Here is a 1,563-nt window from a genome sequence, read left to right on the forward strand (position 1 = left end):
CGGTGGGCCACCTCGGCATGGACGGCTCGTGCCAACCTCACTGCGCTCACGACGCCCTGCCGGACGGCCAGCTGCGGCTCGTCGAACTCGTCCTGAGTGAGCGCAGCGCAGAGTGCGCCCACGGAGGCGCTCGTGCCATCCACATCGGCCAGGACGAACCTGCCCGGGTGCTCCGTCTGCGCCGAGCGCAGCAGACCCCAGGCCGCGGCCGAAGCGAGGTCCTGGACGTCCTCCTGCGGTCCGGCCGCCACCGCCCGCCTGGTCACCAGCACCAGCCGTGACTGGGCGAACCGCTCATCCGCGAGCCACTCCTGAACCACACCCAGCACGCGCTGTACGGTGCTCCGCGTCGCGGAAGCCACGTCTCCCGGCGCCGAGTCGGACACACACGGCACGAAGACGTACCCCGGGACCGTGCCGGAGTCCGCCAGGGCCGCGAGATCCGCGAACCTGTCGGCAGCGAGCCCCGCCGACTCCACGTCCGTGGCCAGCCCGAGCTCGTCCGCACCAGCCACCGCCCAGCCCACGGTGGCGGCCTGTTCCGGAGCAGCCAGGACGGGTGCCCACTCCAGCTCGTACAGCGACTCCTGCCGCGCCCGGCCGCCCGCGAGCTGCTGCGAGTCGACCGGGCGCGCCACCAGCGAGTCGACCGAGGCCACCGGCGCGCCCGTGCCGTCGGCAACCAGCACCGACAGGCCGTCGGTCCCGCGTCGCGCGAGCCGCACGCGCAGCCGCTCGGCGCCCGTGGCGTGCAGCGTCACGCCGCTCCACGAGAACGGCAGCCGGGCAGGTTCCGCCACCGGGTCGGAGCCGCCGCTCAGCCCGGCGAGGTGCAGGGCGGAGTCCAGCAGGGCCGGGTGCACGCCGAAGCGGGCCACGTCCTGCCGCTGACCCTCCGGCAGTGCGACCTCGGCGAACAGCTCATCGCCGCGCCGCCAGGCGGCCCGCAGGCCCTGGAAGGCCGGACCGTACTGCAGGCCGATGCCGGCCAGGCGCATGTACGCGTCGTGAATCTCGACCGCCTCCGCGCCTGTGGGCGGCCAGTCGCTCAACTCCGCCGGAGCCGGTCGGCCGACCGGGGCGAGCACACCACTGGCGTGCCGTACCCAGAGCTGGTCCTGGGCGTCCTCCGGCCGGGAGTGGACGGTCACGGAGCGCCGGCCCGCCTCGTCCTCTGCAGCGCCCACCCGCACCTGCACCTGCACTGCGCCCTGTTCGGGCAGGACGAGCGGCGTCTCCAGGGTCAGCTCCTCGACCTGGGCGCAGTCGACCGCATCGCCTGCGCGCAGGGCGAGTTCGACCAGCGCGGTCCCGGGCAGCAGGACCGTGCCCCGCACGGTGTGGTCGGCCAGCCAGGGGTGGGTGCGCAGCGAGACCCGGCCGGTCAGCAGCAGGGCGTTTCCGTCAGCGAGCTGCACGGCCGCGCCCAGCAGCGGGTGGTGGGCGGCGCCGAGCCCGAGCGAGGAGGCGTCCGCGCTGCCCAGCGAGCCTGACTCCAGCCAGTAGCGCTGGTGCTGGAAGGCGTAGGTGGGGAGGTCCACGCGGTGGGCGGGTGTCCCGGGA

1 protein-coding gene is annotated in these 1,563 nt (G+C 74.8%); it reads right to left on the reverse strand.

Features of this window, described 5'->3' with window-relative positions; translation table 11 throughout:
• Positions 1–1,541: polyketide synthase dehydratase domain-containing protein (locus K7G59_RS34305; RefSeq protein ID WP_225840647.1), on the reverse strand; the 1,541-nt coding region annotated here is incomplete at its 3' end.
• Positions 1,542–1,563 lie beyond the last annotated feature (22 nt).

Source organism: Streptomyces sp. NK08204 (genome assembly GCF_020400585.1).
Taxonomy (GTDB): Bacteria; Actinomycetota; Actinomycetes; order Streptomycetales; family Streptomycetaceae; genus Streptomyces.